General features: G+C 51.9%; 9 protein-coding genes and 1 pseudogene. All 10 read right to left on the bottom strand.

Annotation, left to right across the window (positions count from 1 at the left end):
- Nucleotides 1–32 precede the first annotated feature (32 nt).
- The 10 genes and pseudogenes from STSP2_RS11075 to STSP2_RS11035 all read right to left on the bottom strand — a co-directional run bounded on the left by STSP2_RS11075 (nucleotide 33) and on the right by STSP2_RS11035 (nucleotide 17,974).
- Nucleotides 33–1,736, bottom strand: coding sequence for a GxGYxYP domain-containing protein (locus STSP2_RS11075; protein ID WP_146662654.1), 1,704 nt, complete (start codon nucleotides 1,734–1,736; stop codon nucleotides 33–35).
- Nucleotides 1,736–3,154 carry a glycoside hydrolase family 125 protein gene (locus STSP2_RS11070; protein WP_146662653.1) on the bottom strand — a complete coding sequence of 473 codons (1,419 nt, stop codon included), beginning with the start codon at nucleotides 3,152–3,154 and terminating at the stop codon, nucleotides 1,736–1,738. The genes STSP2_RS11075 and STSP2_RS11070 overlap by 1 nt, the downstream gene beginning before the upstream one ends.
- 62 nt (nucleotides 3,155–3,216) lie before the next feature.
- Complete coding sequence (locus STSP2_RS11065; protein ID WP_146662651.1) at nucleotides 3,217–5,523, bottom strand: GH92 family glycosyl hydrolase; 2,307 nt, start codon at nucleotides 5,521–5,523, stop codon at nucleotides 3,217–3,219.
- Between the two features lie 36 nt (nucleotides 5,524–5,559).
- Nucleotides 5,560–6,654 carry a glycoside hydrolase family 76 protein gene (locus tag STSP2_RS11060; protein ID WP_169853163.1) on the bottom strand — a complete coding sequence of 365 codons (1,095 nt, stop codon included), beginning with the start codon at nucleotides 6,652–6,654 and terminating at the stop codon, nucleotides 5,560–5,562.
- A 65-nt stretch (nucleotides 6,655–6,719) separates the two neighbouring features.
- Complete coding sequence (locus STSP2_RS18120) at nucleotides 6,720–7,073, bottom strand: discoidin domain-containing protein (protein WP_418202213.1); 354 nt, start codon at nucleotides 7,071–7,073, stop codon at nucleotides 6,720–6,722.
- Nucleotides 7,074–7,190: 117 nt separating this feature from the next.
- Nucleotides 7,191–9,224 (bottom strand): annotated as a pseudogene (locus tag STSP2_RS11055) (beta-L-arabinofuranosidase domain-containing protein); the annotation flags it as partial.
- 39 nt (nucleotides 9,225–9,263) lie between these two features.
- The gene (locus STSP2_RS11050) at nucleotides 9,264–10,214 is read right to left on the bottom strand and encodes a glycoside hydrolase family 43 protein (RefSeq protein WP_146662647.1); all 951 of its coding nucleotides are present in this window, start codon (nucleotides 10,212–10,214) and stop codon (nucleotides 9,264–9,266) included.
- Between the two features lie 162 nt (nucleotides 10,215–10,376).
- Nucleotides 10,377–12,581, bottom strand: a complete 2,205-nt coding sequence (locus STSP2_RS11045) for a glycoside hydrolase family 2 protein (RefSeq protein ID WP_205847873.1) — start codon at nucleotides 12,579–12,581, stop codon at nucleotides 10,377–10,379.
- A 300-nt stretch (nucleotides 12,582–12,881) separates the two neighbouring features.
- Nucleotides 12,882–15,524: a glutaminase family protein gene (locus STSP2_RS11040; RefSeq protein ID WP_146662645.1), complete on the bottom strand. Its 2,643-nt coding sequence runs from the start codon at nucleotides 15,522–15,524 to the stop codon at nucleotides 12,882–12,884.
- A 50-nt stretch (nucleotides 15,525–15,574) separates the two neighbouring features.
- Nucleotides 15,575–17,974 carry a glycoside hydrolase family 2 protein gene (locus STSP2_RS11035; protein ID WP_146662643.1) on the bottom strand — a complete coding sequence of 800 codons (2,400 nt, stop codon included), beginning with the start codon at nucleotides 17,972–17,974 and terminating at the stop codon, nucleotides 15,575–15,577.
- Between the last annotated feature and the right edge of the window lies 1 nt (nucleotide 17,975).

The following is a 17,975-nucleotide window of genomic DNA, read 5'->3' as shown; positions in this document are numbered from 1 at the left end:
GCTTTTCAGATGCATGAAAACATCTTGTATTCTTACTTTGCTTTTCGGGCAGATTCGGGCTTTAGGTTCGAGTGAATCAGCTCGATGAAGTCTTCACCCTGGACAACTTTTACATCGTCGTCCAGCAGCTCGATCGTCTCATATATATCGTCCATGCCCTTACTCCAGGCGTGAACCGTAACGAAAGTGTAACCATCCGGCCTACTCGGATCTTTCGGCAGATCGTTGATGCTGTCAGCAAGTGACTGAGGTGTTCGCCGTACAGCCGAGTAGAACGCTTCATCCCTGAAATCAAAGCGAGCGGTGACCATAGGCTTGCCGTCGAACCAGAAGATCTTGCCGTCATGCGGAGCGTAGCGAACGTATTCCAGGTAGAAGAGGCCCCGCACCTGGTCCATGTTTGTGAACCACTTAGCGTGTTTACTGTAATCCTGGGCCAAGTCCTGATCGGGCATGAGCCTGTCAATGAGCAGCAGTGTACGCAGGTCCGCTCTTTTCATGAAACCAGATAACTGATCAACATGCTTGCTCATTGCCGGTGACTCGCTTGGGTAAAAATAGCCGAGTCCGCAATAAGCAACGAAAGCATCGTTCGCGGTTGCAGCGTTATACCACATGTCTACCGCTGCGGGGGACAGTTCCACAAGCGAGGGAGCCATGCCCCAGGTCATGGGAAATTCGCCGCGATGTTGGTTCGCATAAAAACTTCGGTTCGAGTAGAAAGAGTTGGTGCCGATCTCAGTGAGGATGTTGTCCATATCGCTCATGATGAAGGTGACGTAGTGTACGTCATTTTCTTTTTCGGGCGGGTTACGTTCGACCTTCTGCTTGAACGTCCTGTCCTTCATCGCGGGTCCCATAGCGGCGTGCACGGAAAGATTGACCATCCAGTCGCTGGGAACCTGGTATAGGCCCTCTTGAGAATGGAGCTTGACAGTCAGTCCTTCATCGCTGGTGGTTGGATCCTGCCAGCCGTAAACAGGCGAACATGGTGTTATGCTGCTGTAGACTTCGCTTGAAAGTTTCTCATCATCGTACCACCAGTCCAGAGCTTTCAGTGCCGGTCCCCAATCGCGTAAGTAGCCGACGCTGGGATGTTCACGGTAGGAATTGGTATGCACTATGATCGCATGGTCATTAAGTTGATCGCGATAATTATCGTACACCCAACGGCAATCTTTGCCTCGGACGTCGATCGCCTGCTGGTAGCCTTTTGCCTGCGCGATATCTTCAAGCTCAACGTCTATCGCAACTGCGTCAAGCAGACCAGCCATTGTGGTGGCAGCACTGATCGAGGGTCGGTCCTGCATATCGTAGAGAACGTATCGGCCGCTCGTAAATGGTTTCAATTTACTAAGCAGCGAGTCAAAATCCTTCGCATACCGGCGATCGAATCGGATGTCGTATCGCTTAGTCAGATAGTCAGTAAACGTATTATCACCGACATCGATCCAAAGCCACGGCCGATCCGTACGTGCCGTGATGCCCTGCAGAGTCTGAACAGCAATAAAGCGGTTGTCCGCTGAACGGCCGCGCTGTTTGGTCCAGACATATATCGTATCGCCGGCAGAAAGGGGTTTGATCTCTCCGTATAACGGGGCATACCCATCCTGCTCTGCAGCGCGGACTCCATTACCGGCTGCAAAGCAGGTGCATGCTATCAAAGTCAGCAGTAAAGCTAACCATTTCATCTCGATCCTTCGAATAGTCATAGCACTGTAAATTCCTGTATTCATTACATATCACTTTGCTGCAAGAGTTCCGGGTAGTCCTGGTAAACTTCCATGATCAATTCGCCAAACAGTGTATTGGCCCATGCGAACCAACTTCTAGAATAGTTAGAAGGATTGTCCTTGTTGAAGGATTCGTGCATGAAACCTGTGCCGGCATGGGTGGTTTTGAGCATGTGCAGACACTTTGCAATTTCCTGTTTGTCGTTGCTGGTTAGTGCTCTGAGGATGATGCCCATCGGCCAGATGGATTCTTTGCCGGTATGGGGGCTACCATAGCCTTCGGCAGCTTCGCCTTTGAAGTACCAGGGGTTGTAATCACTTACCAGGTAATTGCGTGTTCGTTCGTAGATAGCATCGCCGCGCTGATGGAAACCGAGATAGCTCAGGGAGATCAGACTTGGAACATTTGCGTCGTCCATGAACAGCATGTTGCCGAATCCATCCGCCTCGTATGCGTAGATACGGCCAAACTTCAAGTGTTCGGCTGTGCCCCATTTCATGACGGCATCATGGACCTCATCTGCGAGCTGGGTACATTCTTTGGCGAATGCAGGATCGTCTAGTTCGTTAGTGTAAATATCCGCCAGTTGGCGCAGTGACTGAACAGCAAAAAGATTCGACGGTATAAGGAAAGGCAGAACAGTCGCGTCATCGGATGGGCGGAACATCGAGCAGATCATACCAACGGGTTTGATGGGACGACCGGTACCCTGAAAAACCGGCGAGTCGGTCATGCGTGAAGTAGACCGGATAAACCGATAAGGCGTTGTACCGTCTTTACGCTGCTCGGTTTTGAACGTTTTAACGATCAGCCGCATAGCTTTGTCCCAGTTTTCGTTGAAAACGGAAGCGTCACCGGTAATCTGGTAATATTCATTGGCCAGACGAACTACATAGCACAATGAATCGATTTCCCATTTGCGTTCATGGACGCCGGGCTTGAGCTCTGGCTTGTCCTCGTTCCACTCGGACTCACGGGTCAGATCTTTGAAAAACGCATTTGCATAGGGATCGAGCAGGACACATTTGACCTGGCGATTGATCAGGCCTTCGATCATCTTGCGAAGCTTAGGGTCCTGATCGACCAAAGGCATGTAGGGCCAGACCTGGCAGGTCGAGTCACGCAGCCACATAGCATCGATATCGCCTGTAATGATGAAGGTGTCCGGCTTACCATCGATCACTTCATAATCGACTGTTGTGTCGAGTGTGTTGGGGTAGCAGTTTTCGAACATCCAGGCAACTTCAGGATCTTTGATGAAATCCTTTATCTCTTCGATCTTCTTGTCGACCGCTTCGCTGACAAACGTGCGTTCATCGGCCGGCGGACGTTTGGACTCAAATGCCTGAATTGTGCCCAGGGGCATAAGAATCGACATGAGAAACGCTATAATTGAAAACTGCATTATCCTAGTGACCATAGTTTGCTCCTGTAATCTGGAATAGTTTCCGGTCATATTAGCCCCGGTGGCTGACATACTGTTTACTTCTCTCGCGACATGGAATATGGAGCGTCCTGCGGATCGGTGCCCCAGTTTTTGTATGGTTTATCTGTCATTTTGAACTCAGCTACGCCGCCCTTTAGGATGTCCGCGTGGCGGAAGTATGTTTTTGTGTAATCGCTGCCGTTGAGTCTTGCGGACCGTATGTAGAGATTGTCCTTGCTGTTTTCCGGAGCACGAATAGTGAAGGTGTTTCCGTTTTCCAGATGCAGAGTCGCTTCCTTGAACAGAGGAGCGCCGAGTACATACTCGCCGCTGCCCGGGCAGACCGGGTAGAAACCGAGGGCCGAGAAGACATACCATGCGGATGTCTGGCCGTTGTCTTCGTCGCCGCACAGGCCGTCCGGGGTGGGCAGGTACAGCTTGTTCATGACTTCGCGAACCCATTTTTGAGCCTTCCAGGGCTGGCCTGCATAATTATACAGGTAAACCATGTGCTGGATGGGCTGGTTGCCGTGAGCGTACTGGCCCATGTCCATGACGATCATCTCGACGATCTCGTGGATCGGGAAGCCGTAGTAAGAACAGTCGTACTTGGGCGGGGTCGTGAAGACGGCGTCGAGCTTGTCGACAAATTCCTGCTTGCCGCCCATCAGGTCGATCAGGCCCTGGGGGTCCTGGAAGACGGACCAGGTATAGTGCCATGCGCAGCCTTCTGTGAAATCGCCGCCCCACTTTTCGGGCACGAAAGGAGTCGACCAGGTGCCGTCCTTGTTCTTGCCCCGCATGAAGTTGGTGGACTTGTCGAAAACGTTTCTGTAGTACTGAGCGCGTTCGGCAAAACGATCTATCTCTTCCTGCGGGCGGTCCAGTTCCTGTGCGAGTTTCCAGATGGTGTAATCGTCGTAGCTGTACTCGAGGGTACGGGCGACGTTTTCGTTGACTCCTACATCGCAGGGGACGTAGCCGAGTTTGTTGTAGTGTTCTACGCCGAGCCGACCGACGGAATGCAGCGGGCCAGCGTTTTCGGAATTCTTCAGAAGACCTTCGTAGAGCGTCTCTATGTCGTAGCCGCGAATGCCCTTGAGGTATGAATCGGCAATGATCGAAGCCGAGTTCGAGCCGATCATGCAGGCACGGTGGCCGGGGCTTGCCCATTCGGGGAGCCAGCCGCTTTCTTTGTATGTATTGGCCAGGCCCTGCATGAACTCTGCGTTAACGCTTGGGAACATGAGTGCGTTCAGCGGGAAAGCAGCCCGGAAGGTGTCCCAGAAGCCGTTGTCGGTGCACATCGGGCCGGGCAGAATCTTGCCGTTGTATGGGCTATAGTGGACCTGTTCGCCGTCTACGTTGATCTCGGTGAAATCACGCGGAAACAGCAGTGTGCGGTAGAAGGCTGTGTAGAAATTTTCGTATTGCGCCTGCGTTCCACCTTTCACTTCGATGCGTCCAAGGTCACGCTCCCAGATCGCCTTGGCTTTTTCGCGGGTGGTGTCGAAATCGTCGCTGCCGACTTCTCGCTGCATGTTCAGTTTCGCCTGTTCGTGGCTGATGAATGACGAAGCGATCTTTACGTTGACCTGTTCGCCCTTTTCGGTTTTGAACTGGACGACAGCGCCGACGTGGTTGCCTTTTTCTTCTTTGCTGCCCTTGTTGACGTTCCAGTCGCTCCAGGTCGCAACATCTTCGAAGTCCTTGTCGAAGACTGCGATGAAGTAGTTGTGGAAGTTGTCGGGCACGCCGCCGTTGTTGTTGCGGCAGAAGCCTATGATGGTGCGTTTTTCGGGCATGATCTTTACATAGGAGCCTTGGGGGAACGCGTCCAGCAGAACATAGGACTTGTCGGATTTGGGGAACGTGAAGCGGAACTGGGCGGCACGGTGGGTCGGTGTGAGTTCCGCGGTTACGTCGTGGTCGGCCAGGTAGGCACTGTAATAGTAAGGCCTGGCGGTTTCAGCTTTGTGGGAGAACCAGCTTGCACGTTCTTCGGTCCTTACGGCCAGGTCGCCGACGACGGGCATGATAGCGAATCTTGCGTAGTCGTTGATCCAGGGGCTGGGCTGATGAGTCTGTTTGAAGCCGCAGAGCTTGTGGTCGTCGTAATTGTAGCACCAGCCGTTGAGCTGGTCTGGATTTGTCACCGGGGTCCAGAAGTTCAGGCCGTGAGGGACAGCAATCGCGGGATAGGTGTTGCCGGTCGAAAAGCTGAATTCCGAGTCGGTACCCACCAGAGGATTGACGTAGTCAGAATATGCAACTTTGTCTTGGGCCGCTGCTGAAATGCCTACCGCTATAAATAAAACAGTGAAAGCTAACAGTATTGTTTTATATTCTTTTTCAAGTGTCATATAATCTCCTAAAATCCGTTTCAATAGATAATCCTGTCATTTACATGATGTGTTTGCTGCAACCAGTGCCCAATAAGCGCGGGCCGTGGCTGCAGGGAAGAGCAAATTCCATCTGTTTAGAGGTTCTGTATTTTTGTCGTCCCAGCGTTTAGAGTATCGCCCGACAGGGTCCTTGACGTTTTCGTGGACATAGACCATTGCGTTTTCGGCGAACTGTTTCCATTTGGGGTTTCTGGTTGCTTCGGATAATTTGATCCAGCCTTCGACAAGAGTGAATGCGAACATGGATTCACACTTGATCGCGTTGGTGGAGCTGTCAAACCATCGCTTATGGGCCGCTACGGCTATTTCAACGGCTTTTTCCAGATACTTGTTTTCCCCCGTGAGCTTATGCAGTACAATATAGCACCTCATGGGCATTGCGGAATTGTAGGACCATTTGCGGCGGCCGATCCGACCTGAGGGACGCACGCTATCGAAGTATATATTATCTTCATCCTTGAGGTTTTCGTCAAGCCATATCAAAAGATCTTTGGCGTTCTCGAGATAAGATTTTTCCTTAGTCACTTCGTAGAACCGCAAGCACGCAAATGCGGTGGGGGCTACTGAACAGGTGTTTTTGCTCTTTCGCCGTGGACGTTCCCATGTTTCGCGCCACCAGATGCCTCCGGATTCCGTGTCCATACCGCTCAGGCTAAACTGGATGGATCGCCGGGCAGCTTGAAGATATTTATCCTTGCCGGTCGCATGATAAGCATCGATCTGCGCCATGGCTATCCATGCATTGTCATCATAATACCGATCCACCTTTTCCCTTGGTTCGGGAAGTGCATCATAGCCGCCTATACCTTTATCCACTACCCAATAAGCCTGGATATGCTTGTGCAGGTTTTCTAGTGGTTCTTCATATGCCGGATCGACCTTGGCAGCCTCAGCATAGGCCAGCAGCAGGATGGCGTTGCCCCAGGTGAAAGAAACATCTTCTCTGGACTGATCCTCATAATAACCAGATTGGCCTTCGATCCTGTGATCCCTTTCGATAACCTCAAGCGTCTGCCTGCCCCAGCGAGCAAACTTGCTGTCTGCACCTGCCGTGCAGCAAGCGGTAGTGCCGGCTATAAGAATCACCATGATTGTAGTTGTGCAATTTCTCATCATGAGTTTTTACATTAAAATATTACTGCAGCAATTAAAAGCTACTTGATTTTCCATTCCAGAATACCGCCCGAGTAATCTCGCTTGAGCTGAACGTCCAGTCGCAAAGAACTTGTACGAACTTGCTCAAAGTTGACAGTGTTCCATTTATCGCGATCCGTGCTGTATGCATCTTTTGCGCTTACAGGCACCCATCGGTCGCCTTTACGGTAAAGCAGCTTCCAGGATTTTGGGACACGGCACTGACCGCGACCGGTATCATCGAACCAGTAGAGGGAAACTTGCGAAACTGTTTTGGGCTTTTTAAAATCGTACTGTACCCATTCGCGAGATCCCCGGTGATCCCACCATGTGAAGCGGGGGATCGAATGGTCGCCCGAGGTGCTGGGGTGCATCTGATCGTACATCGCTTCCAACGAATCAAACACGTGCGAGGCGGCGGCTTTGTACGGCAGCGGGTCGGGCACGACAGGTGCTTGCCATTCAGTGGCGGCCGGTCCGCTGCCAATAACAGGGAAGGCCGATATCCGCAGTCTTGCCGCACCCATAGGTACCAGTGTAACGGTCTCAACCGGCTCATCCGAATGGACGGGGCTGTCCTGCAGCTCGGCGCAAAGGCCGTATCGATCTAGTTTCCAGTTGGGGATCTTTCGGGCCTTGACCTTCATTTCCAGGGGGACCGATTTCAGCGTGAAGGGGAAATTGTCCTCCGGCCAGGCTTTTTTGACCAGGCTGAAAGATCTCTCGGGATGTTTTTCGTTCAGGACCAGCCCATAGTTCCAAGGCGATGCAGGGAATATCTCGAATGACGGCCATTCGGAAGGGTCCGCATCGTCCTGCCATTTTGAATCCCATAATGCAGCCTTGGTGCTGTCCACCTTGTTCAACCTCTCCTCGATTTTCAATGAAAAGGTCAGCGGCCCGTAATCGACGCTTACGCTGTTGTGATTTCTTTCCCATGTTCTGACCTCGATCCGCATGGGCAGATCAAGGTTGACCGTGTCGCCCCTGCTCCACATCCGATCGATACGAATGTAGCTGCGGGGTTTTGCATCGAGTTTCAGCTTTTTGCCGTTGACACTTACGACGGGTTTATCGCACCATTTTGGAACGCGGAGGTAAAGCGGGAACTTAACGGGTTTTGGAGTAGAAACATTGAACTTCACTGTTTCTTCAAACGGATAGTTGGTTTTTTCCGCGATAGTTACTTCGGTGCCGTCACCAACTTTGGCTGTAACTTCGTTCGCTGTGTACATTGCAGCACAGAGACCGTTGTCGGGCGTTGCCCACCATAGCGATTTGCTGTAGTAGGGCCAGCCGTGGGAATGATTGTGCTGGCAGCAACGTGAACTGAACGGGTTCATCATCAGAAACGGGCCGGCGTTGTCAATGCCCGGGCTGTGGTTCTTGCGGTCGCTTACAACCATGTTCGGTGCAGTGAGATAACGCAATGCCCGGAAGTCGGGCATAACCGCTGCTGGATAACTGTTGAAGGCGACCTCTTCGCAGTGGTCGGCCCAGAACGGATCGCCTGAAATTCGCATCAGCAGCTCATTGGAGAGCATCTGTTCGACCATGCCGCACGTTTCTACTGCCTGACGGGGATCGTCATAGCCGACCCGGCAGTTTTCGTCGCCGCCGAACATTCCACCGGGCACCTGGCCGAAACGCTCCCGGATCTCGTAAAAGTTTTTGTATGCGAATTCCAGGTCGCTTTTCTTGTGGCTCTGCAGATAATAAGTGGCGGGCTCACCAAATGCCTGAGCCACATTAACATTGTGCCAATTCGGAAGATCATCTTCCATCCGCCAGTTGGCCGTATTGCGGTCCATTTTGGCGGCCAGATCCAACAGCCATTCATCTCCTGTGCGGTTATAAAGCCAGTAAATGCTGTAAATATTGTCGCCGCCGCGCATCCGCTGCCAGTAATGCGTCAGCATCTCGTCGTCAGGGACAGTCAACTGATATTTGAAATAGTCGGTCATCAGTTCGAGGACACGCTCATCGCCGGTGTACTCGTAATAGGACTGCAGGCAGAACAGCATGATCATATTCGCCCAGTAATCACGACTGCCGTCTTCGAAGCGGTGGTCAGGACCGAAATCACCGTTTTCGCGCCGGCTGTTCAATGTGCCTTCGATCCAGACTTTTGTTTCAGCGAGCATTTCAGGGTCCTCGAGAATATAGGCCATCTCGCCGTACCCCTTGAGCCAGTAAGGCAGTTCTTCCCAGCCCCACTCGCCCTTACCGTCGGGGCTGAGCCATGCGTTACCATCTTTTTGGAGCCATACGCTGATCTTGCCCAGATTGCCGGTCAGGCCGTCACGCTGCCGCTCGATGAACTCTAACAGCCATCCCTCTGGTTTGATGGAACCGACCGGCAGTTCGATGAATTGGCTCGGCAGCAGGGGTTCGCGATTGCTGACGTAATGATCATTTTTCTGCGATGTATCAGGGCGGTCGACAACCGAAACTTCAGCAGCAGCGGCCAACGTTTGCACTGCGAAGACAATGACCAGCAACCCCAATGTGCGTGCTCGTTTTATGGTTCCATTGACAGGCATTCAAATATCCTTTTCAAGTGACTATTTGGACAAAGGGATCGTTACTGTCTTTTCGCCTCTGGACGGCTGATAAGCTTTTGGGCCGTCAGCGGTCCATTCGAGAGGATCGATACACATTTGTCTGGCAGTTCGTTCACTGTTCCAGGAATGGTATATAATGAACCAGGTCTTACCGTCTGGGGCTGTAATTACAGAGTTATGGCCGGGGCCTATAAGCTCATTGTTTTGGCCGCTGAGGACGGACGCCCCCTCGCTGCTCCAGGGGTCCTTGTAGGGTCCTGTGATCGTATCGGAAACAGCACAACCTACGCCGTATTCTGGGGTCTGCCAGTTGCCGCCTGAGTAGAAGCAGTAGTATTTGCCGTCCTTGTACAATACGGCAGGACCTTCGACCGTGTACCATGCGGGCCAGTGTTTGTCGTACCAGTTGCGGTTTCGTTCGTAGATCTGCCAGTCCGCGAATGCTCGCAGGACTGTATGTACGGGGCCGACAGTTGAAATCATATCCTCGCCGAGTTCGACAACGGCCAAGGCTGTGCCCGGTTTTTTATCGAAGAAATCCTTTGCGAAAAACAGATACCACTTCCCGCTGACCGGATCCTTGTATGGATGCCCATCGATCGAGAATTCCAGGTCGGGAAACAGCAGGACGCCGGCATCTTTATAAGGTCCTTCGGGACGGTCCGCAACCGCTACCCGCATCTTCATATCGCCGGCATAATAGAGGTAATACTTGCCGTCACGCTCGGCGATCTCGGACGCCCAGTATAAATCCATCTGCGGCTCGTTAAGCGGCTCTAAAGCACCGCCTACGAATTCCCAGTTTTCAAAGTCATCCGACTTGAGAATAGGAAAGTGCTTGCCGTCGTCGGTCTGGCCAGTACCGACGGCATAGTACGATCCGTCCGTATAGAGAATGTGCGGGTCAGCAAGATAACCCTTCCATACAGGATTCTCATAAGTAAGCGTCATTTGCCTGCCGGCTGAACACGAGGTCAGCAGAGGAAGCAACATGCCAGTTACAAGTAACACGAGTAAATGATTTTTTAGAATCATGTCGCTAATCTTTCGGATCAGGTATTTGCCGGGTGCGGAACTAAAAGAGCTCCGCACCCAGCTATTATCTAGCTTCGCTTAGTCTACAAGAAGAACGAGGCCAAGGTCGATAAACTGACCGCCTTCGGTCTGGTGGCAGTGGACAGCAACCGTGTTGGTGCCCTTCTTAAGATACTTGCTTGCGTCCTCGGGCAGAGGTACAAACGTATAACTGCCGACATAGCCTGACAGCTTTTTGACCAGCTTGCCGTTGAGGTAAACTTCGGCATCCTCGTCGTGATGGATCATCAGTGCCAGCTCATCGCCAGCAAGACGATCGAGCTCAAAAGTACGACGCATCCAGATATCCGAGCTTCTCCACTCGGTGCCGATAACAGCACCTGGAGTACCTGCGGTGCCAAAGCCGCCTGGGCCCGTTTCCCAGTCAGAGGCATCAAATCTGGGCTTCATCCAGTTGCCCGCCGGCTTGTCGGTAGTGTACTGCCAGACCTGCTCGGCTTCCTGGCTTGTTTTTACCAGAGGCTCAATCGTCGGAGGAGCAAGATAAAGCTTGTTTGCAGCTTTTGCGCTGCGATCCATGTCCAGCTTGATGACCTTGCGGTCATAGGTAACCAGTCCGTTTACTTCGATCTCTACGTCGGAAGTCTGCGTATAAACGGCACCTGCGAGACCCTTACCGATAAGCGGCCGCATTGCTGTGAGCAGTGCAACGTAAGCGTCGGTCAGTTCCTCTTTGTTCTTATAGGATATGTATCCCCAGTTGCGGTCCGACTGCCAGAGATGCCCCTCGATGGGCAGTCCCAAGCCACCGAATTCGCCAAGTACGACGACGCGGTCCTCTTCTACATCACGCATGCCGGGTCCGGGGTAATTGTGCATATCCGAAACATCGCCGCTGCCGCGATCGTGCCAGCCGCTCGCTTCGTTGATCGGCCTTGTGGGATCGTACTCCTGCATCCACTCGACGACCTCTACCGTGTCATGCTGGCCCCAGCCTTCGTTGAACGGTATCCACATGACAATACATGGGAAATTGTGGAGAGTGTCTACCATGGCTTTGAGCTCAACAAGGAAGTTTTCCTTGCTTTGTTCGTTGCGGCCAGTGTCGCCTGCAGGCATATCCTGCCACACAAGAAGCCCCATCTTATCGCACAGATAGTACCAGCGAGCACATTCGTATTTGACGTGCTTGCGTGCCATATTCATGCCGAAATCCTTGGTCAGCTCGATGTCATAGATCATCGCCTCTTCGGTCGGTGGGGTAAACAGACCATCCGGCCACCAGCCCTGGTCAAGGGGACCGTACTGGAAAACCACTTCGTTGTTGAGGAACAGGCGGTTGATGCCTTCCTCGTCCTTCTTGACCTCGATCTTACGCATGCCGAAGTAGCTGTCTACGCTGTCAATCGGTTTCGCTCCGTCCAGCAGAGTGACCTGAAGATCGTACAGGTTTGGAGAATCGGGACTCCAGAGCTTTGCATTCTTGACAGACAGTTCAATTACGTCACCCGAACGGCCTTTTGCAGCGGCAACGGTTTTGCTGCCGTCTTTGGCAGTCAGTGATACAGACGCATCTTCGAGGGTGTTGACTATGACCTTAACGACGCCCTTGTCAATGTCCGGGGTGATCTTGAGCGATTCGATGTAATTTTCGGATACAGTTTCCAGCCAAACAGTCTGCCAGATACCAGTAACGGCTGTATAGAAAATTCCGCCCGGCTCGAGCACCTGCTTACCTCTCGGCTGGGCACCTTTGTCCGTGGGATCGGTTACTTTAACGACCAGCTCATTTTTACCGTTCTTGAGTGCTTCGGTTATATCGAACGTGAAGGGGTCGAAACCACCAACATGTTCGCCTACCAGCTTGCAGTTGACCCAGGCTGTGGTCTTCCAGTCTACAGCACCGAAGTGCAGCAGTTTGCGTTGATCATTTTTAACAGAAGCGTCGAAGGTTGTGCGGTACCATAGTGCCTGATCCGGCAGCACCTTTTTCATGACCCCGCTAAGCGCAGACTCAGCACAGAAGGGAACCAGAATTTCGCCGTCCCAGTTGGAAGGCTTTGCGGCGTTCTTTTCAACTATGGCATAATTCCAGAGTCCGTTAAGATTCTGCCAGTCATCACGAACCATCTGAGGACGCGGATACTCGGGCAGAACATTGTCAGGCGACACATCATCGGCCCACGGTGTCATCAGTGGTCCGTCAGCAGGCTGCCAGTCCTTTGCAAAAACCTGACATGATAGCACCGCGATCAACATTAGCGCAAAAATTCTTCGTTTCACTTTCTGTCCTTTCCTGAATTAATCCCGCACAATTATTTGCTTTTCCAACCTCGTTGGAAAATATTCACTATTTGATTATGTTCTCAACCGAACAATTTACCGCAACCATTCAGCCAAGCCCGCATGATCTGTCGTGTTTACTTGATCCCTCATATCGGGATGCCGGACTGCATACATCAATCCGAAAACTCGGAACAATGTATGACAGTCCGTCCCGGCATAATTAACTTATCAATAACCGTCAGCGGACGGTAGATTTGAAAGCTGTACTACTAAATGTTTCAAAATCGAAAAATTGGCCTAGTTTTGTTCGATAACTTCCACAAAACCAGCATCGATGTACTGACCGCCGGTAGTCTGATTACAGTAGATAGCAATCGTGTTAATTCCGGTTTTCAGAACGTCGCGAGCTTTATCATCCAACGGGAACGGCATATAGTCACCGGTATAGCCGTACAAATTGGCAATCAATTCGCCATTGATGTAAACCTGAGCGTTCTCATCATGATGAGCCCAGAGGTGCAGATCGGGGCTGATCTCGTCGATCCTGAAATTGCGGCGAATCCAGATGTCGGAAGTGTCCCACCTGGTGCCTATTTCAGAACCTGGGGTTTCTGGTGTACCGAAACCTGACCGGCCTCTTTTGAATCCGTTAGCAGCAGGATCAAAGCCGGGCTTCATCCAGTTATCGTCAGGACGTTCAAATGTGTAGAACCATCTCTGGGGCCTGTCGAGTGCAGTATCTACAACGTTGACGATCTTCGGCGGCTTGGGTATGCTCAACCATTTGCCTTTGACCGAATCAGCATTGTCAACCCACTTGTCCCATAGCTTGCGGTCGTCCATCAGGCGGATGAACACACCGCCAACTACCGGCCGTGCCTGGAAACCGCGGTGCCGTGCATTGTGCGTCCAGTACCAGTCAGTCATCGGAACCCGATCAGGTGTTTCGTTCAGGAATTTCACTATCGGAGCGATCAAAGCCTCGAAATCATCCTGTTCGCCGGTGATCGAAGCAGTCCAAACGATCCAGTCGAGCTTTGTATAATCGCTGCGATTATCCAGCGGCAGACCGTAGGTGTTCTGGTTCTTCCTGTAGTAAGCCATTTCCTTTTTGGCCACTGATTCGGGGAACAGGTTGAGTTCGAGAAGGCGATCCCATACCAGATTGTACTTCTGGCTCCAGGTGCCGGGCTTATCGAATGCAAGGCGATAATGGTCGCCGTCGTCGGCCATTTCCATCCATTCCTTGACATATTCTTCAGCGGTTTCGCGGTATTCATTCGCGGTGTCAGTCTCGCCCATCATGTCAGCCATCTCGGCATACGCCCCCAAAGCAACAATAGCCTTAAGCGAGAGATTGACATTGTGTGCCAGGTGGCCGGCGAAGTCATCCGTACAGAGCTGGTTCTCAGGATCGAGACCCTTGCTCTTGAGGTACTCGGCCCAGGTAGTAAGAATATCCCAGTACTGCTTTGCAAAGCTGATGTCGTTCTCGGCCTCGACAACCGCAGCGACCAGCAGGATCATGTTGCCGCATTCTTCAACGGGCATCTGGTTTTCTTCGCTGCGTTCGCCGCCGCCGTAAACCTGACCCATTGCGTGCGGGTACGTACCAACATCATGTGGAGCGAATGGAAAACGCCAGCGTTCGGACTGGCCGTATTCCAGGATCGGAACGAACGAAGCCTTCGCCAGCGTCGGGTTCAACAGCAGAACCTGCGGAGCGAATGGATAAAATACATCTACCGTGCCCATGCAGCCGTTACTGAAGTTTTCCTTGCTGAACATCAGCGGCATTCCGTTGGTGTCAGCAACTATCTTGTTTGCTCCAAGCGCCTGTCGATATGCAAGTGCGCCGATCATCTGGTAATCTTCTCCACCAGCATCATACAGATCCTGCATGAGTTCGTTATCGAACTGTTCACATCTTTTCGCCAGCGAGCTGTAATCATTATTGGCGTCGGTTATTACATCCTGGATGGTTGTACCATTCTTTTTCCAGTAAGCGGGCAGTTGCTTGCCGAAATATAGCACGGAATAAATATCGTCATACGACAGGATCACCCGGCAAGACTCGCCGGACCTGCCTGCAACCGACCCAAGGTCAAACTGCATAGCCATAACCGGCGAGTTGTCGCTTACGGTGCGGGGCATATCGCTGTCTACACCTTCATTCAATTTGCCTAGTCCAACGAAGCTCATCCGGCTTTTGTCTGCCGGTAGAATTGCAGAGGCAGAGACATCTTCCTGTGACGATGCCAAATAGAAGTAGCCCCAGTCAATTCGCACGTTATCGCCCTTCCGGGCCAGTATGTTCTGCGATTTGCTGCTGGCCTTGAGTACTTCCAGGCCGGAGATGTTTTCAGTGCCCCACTCAACAAGCTGGCTGGGCTCATTGACGACAAGCTCCATGCCCGCGTCGAAGTACACCGAAACATCGTGAGACTTTCCATCAGCAGAGGTACAGTTCCATGTCAGGTATGTGATCGGACGGCTCATCAGATCGATATCGTCCGGCAGAGCCGGCTGCATGAAAGTCATCTCAACTTGCACACCGGCACCTTCCATGGTGTAAATTGTACGTGTCGGCAATACTTTAAGGGACTTCTGTTCCAGCGTGGGCAAGCCGTCGGGGCTGTTACCCATCAGACGGTAAGCCTTACCGTCAATACGAATCAGTGACGTCAGCGGGTAAGGCCGACCTGTCCAGTGACGCGTGATATCGCCGGTCAATGTGTCTGAAGCAGACCAGACACTGAAGTACGGATCACAGGCCACAAGAGGCACCGAAGGCGGACGCAGCGCTTCTGCGGCGATAGAGCTGCCGGAAACTACTACCAGCAGCAACAATGCTATCAGCAGTCCTTGAGATGAACGGCGCGTCCGCAAACCGTTCGCCAATTTCGAAATACAGTTTCTCACTTCGATCTTCCTGACCATTCTTTGCTTCTCCATAACAACGTTTGTATAGAATTATGATACGATCTACTTTACGGATTTACATGATTGATACAGCCGACCTGATCGGGCATGGAACATTCCATCCAATCTGCTGCAAATATCGTCATATCTTCGAGGTCAACGCTGCAGTCCTTGTTGAGGTCGGCGGGAGAAAAACCCCAGGCGCCGCAATTATCTTCAGGAATAACAACTGTTTCCAAAGCCATTCCAACGTCGATGTACTGGCCGCCCCCTGTTTGATGACAGTGAACGGCTATTGTGTTTATGCCGTTTTCAATCAAAGCAGATTTGGCTGTTTCACTTACCTGTAAAGGCATGTAAGTGGTCGTATAGCCTGCTGCCGAGAAAGCCAACACACCATTGATATAAACTTCGACATCCTCATCATGATGAATACGCCAGACGAGCTTTTCCATATCTTCAGCCGTAAGCGTTCCGACTTCGAAATTCCGGCGCAGCCATATATCAGAAGTACTCCACTCTGTCCCGACAACAGCACCCGGGGTCATACTCGTACCGAAACCGCCCGGACCTTCGTTCCAACCGGAGTCATCAAATGCTGTCGTGTACCAGTCATTGGCCGGAGCGCTGGTCGTGTAACGCCAACTCTGAGGTGTTTGCTGCGAAGTGGGAAGTATGTCTTCATAAGTTCGGGTGTATTGCTTATTCGACACCTTGATCAGATCTGGGTCGGCTTTAATAACTGCCCGATCATAGGTCATCAGTCCGTTTACTTCTATCTCTACGTCCGTGATCTGAGTGTAAACGGCAGCACTGAGGCCATCGTTGGTGTTGAACGAAGCCAGCATCTGGGTGTAAGAATCATATCGTGCGGCCAGTTCTTCACCTGACTGCACATTGCTGCCGTAGCCCCAGGAGGAATTTTCATCATACATGTGACCGGTAACCGCCATACCGATGCCGCCGTATTCTCCGCATGCTGTGGCCTGTATATCACTGTGCGGGACGGCAGGCGGCGGATAGTTGTGAATGTCGAAAACATCGCCGATCGTATGATCATGATTGGAATTGTCGCCGCTGTTAGAGTTGACCAGTCGGCTCGGGTCCATGCTTTTGACCATTTCGCAAAGCTGCTTTGTATCATGCATGCCCTGGTACTCATTGAAAATCACCCACATAATGATCGACGGATGATTGTGATATGACTGGACCATTCGCTGCAGTTCGGTCTTAAACTGTGCCCGGTCGATCGGCTGTGGATTGCCGGTATAGGAATTGACGCTGGGCATATCCTGCCAAACCATCAGCCCCAGTTTGTCGGCCCAGTAATACCAGCGAGCCGGTTCGACCTTGATGTGTTTGCGAGTCATGTTGAAACCGAAGGCCTTGGTCATTTCGAGGTCATAGCGCAGCGCGTCATCGGTGGGCGCCGTATAGATGCCGTCCGGCCAATAGCCCTGATCCAGCGGCCCCATCTGGAAGACATATTCATTGTTAAGCATCAGGCGGTTTGTGCCGTCAACCTCTTCAACAGATATCTTTCGCATACCGAAATAGCTGTCCACCTGATCGATAACCGTATCGCCCTGCTTGAGGACAACCGTCAGATCGTACAAGAAAGGATTGTCTGGCGACCACAGTTTCGGATTGTTCATTGTCAGTGACAATTCGTCATTCGCAGCGCCACTCACGGATCCTGCTACCGTGCCGTTATCATATGCGGTAGCTTCAACTGTCAGGCCTGGAACTGTTTGGGAAACAAAACCCGTCACTTTCAGAAGCTCACGGTCGATATCCGGGACGAGTTTCAATTCCTCAATAGAAATTTGAGGCACCGGTTCGAGCCAGACTGTCTGCCAAATGCCCGTGCAGGGAGTATACATTATCCCGCCGGGATAAAGCGTCTGCTTTCCGCGAGCATAGCCGCCGTCATCCGTAGGATCGAAAACACGAACGATCAATTCCTGCGGGCCCGTGCTATTCAGATAAGGAGTAACATCAAACGAAAACGGGTCGTATCCGCCCTTGTGAACACCGACGCTGTTACCGTTAACGTAAACTCCCGATTCCCAGTCCACAGCGCCAAAGTGCAGCAGAACTCGCTGGTCGTCCCATTCGGAGGGCACCTGGAATTCGCGGCGATACCAGAGACGGTCGTTGTGATGCATCACACCGCTGATCGCCGATTCGACGGGGAAAGGAACCAGAATGTCACCTGACAGTGTCTGTCCAGCCGGAACAGGATCGCCCTCATCGCCGAACTGCATTTCCCATACGCCGTTGAGGTTCATCCAATCGTTGCGTACCATCTGTGGGCGCGGATACTCGGGCAAAGTGTTCTGCGGATCGACTTCATACGCCCAACGTGTCATCAACCTACCTTCCTGCAAACTCCAGCCGAGAGAAATATCAGCCATGCAAAAGAGCAGAACTATCGGCACGATCAGTATATAGATATTTCGCTTCATT

The organism is Anaerohalosphaera lusitana (genome assembly GCF_002007645.1).
Classification (GTDB): domain Bacteria; phylum Planctomycetota; class Phycisphaerae; order Sedimentisphaerales; family Anaerohalosphaeraceae; genus Anaerohalosphaera; species Anaerohalosphaera lusitana.
Note: the sequence above shows the minus strand (reverse complement) of the source record. Positions and strands in the feature narration are given on the sequence as shown.

Excerpts from the sequence above, each read along its gene's own strand:
- STSP2_RS11075 (WP_146662654.1), bottom strand. The coding sequence starts at position 1,736 with ATGAATACAGGAATTTACAGTGCTATGACTATTCGAAGGATCGAGATG.
- STSP2_RS11070 (WP_146662653.1), bottom strand. The coding sequence starts at position 3,154 with ATGGTCACTAGGATAATGCAGTTTTCAATTATAGCGTTTCTCATGTCG.
- STSP2_RS11065 (WP_146662651.1), bottom strand. The coding sequence starts at position 5,523 with ATGACACTTGAAAAAGAATATAAAACAATACTGTTAGCTTTCACTGTT.
- STSP2_RS11060 (WP_169853163.1), bottom strand. The coding sequence starts at position 6,654 with ATGGTGATTCTTATAGCCGGCACTACCGCTTGCTGCACGGCAGGTGCA.
- STSP2_RS18120 (WP_418202213.1), bottom strand. The coding sequence starts at position 7,073 with ATGCACCCCAGCACCTCGGGCGACCATTCGATCCCCCGCTTCACATGG.
- STSP2_RS11050 (WP_146662647.1), bottom strand. The coding sequence starts at position 10,214 with ATGACGCTTACTTATGAGAATCCTGTATGGAAGGGTTATCTTGCTGAC.
- STSP2_RS11040 (WP_146662645.1), bottom strand. The coding sequence starts at position 15,524 with ATGGTCAGGAAGATCGAAGTGAGAAACTGTATTTCGAAATTGGCGAAC.
- STSP2_RS11035 (WP_146662643.1), bottom strand. The coding sequence starts at position 17,974 with ATGAAGCGAAATATCTATATACTGATCGTGCCGATAGTTCTGCTCTTT.